General features: G+C 71.4%; 1 protein-coding gene. It reads left to right on the top strand.

What is annotated here, in order from left to right; genetic code table 11:
* On the top strand, window positions 1–675 hold a 675-nt coding region (locus V9L17_RS21245; RefSeq protein WP_337352801.1), incomplete at both ends, for a zinc-binding dehydrogenase.

Genomic DNA, 675 nt, shown 5'->3' with positions numbered 1-675 from the left:
CCGGCGGAGCGGCCCAACCTCTCACCCGGGTGCACGTACCTGGGGTCAGCGGCCCGGTTCCCGCATACCGACGGGGCGTTTGCCCGGTACGTGAACCTGCCAACCCGGATGCTGCGGGTCCTGCCCGCGGGCCTGGACCTGCGCACCGCGGCGCTGATTGAGCCCGCCGCGGTCGCCTGGCACGCGGTGGCCCGGGCCGGGGACGTGGCCGGGAAGACCGCGCTGGTGATCGGGTCCGGCCCGATCGGCGCCCTGGCCGTCGCCGTCCTCAAACGTGCCGGCGCGGCCCGGATCACCGCCGTCGACATGCACCCCAAACCGCTGGAAATCGCCACCGCCGTCGGAGCCGACCAGGTGATCACCGCCGGCGATGCGGACGCGATCGCGGCGGTGCAGGCCGACGTCGTGATTGAATCCTCCGGCAACCACCACGGACTTGCCTCCGCGATCCAGGGCGCCGCCCGCGGCGGCACCGTGGTCATGGTCGGACTCCTCCCCGCCGGACCCCAGCCGGTCCTGATCTCCCTGGCCATCACCCGGGAACTGGACCTCAAAGGCTCCTTCCGGTTCAATGACGAGATCGACGACGTCATCACCGCCCTCACCGACGGCACCCTGCACATCAACCCCGTCATCACCCACGACTACCCGGTGGACCAGGCCCTCGAAGCCTTC

The sequence above is a fragment of the Pseudarthrobacter sp. CCNWLW207 genome (assembly GCF_037203945.1).
Taxonomy (GTDB): Bacteria; Actinomycetota; Actinomycetes; order Actinomycetales; family Micrococcaceae; genus Arthrobacter.
This window is presented reverse-complemented; position numbering and strand designations above follow the sequence as displayed.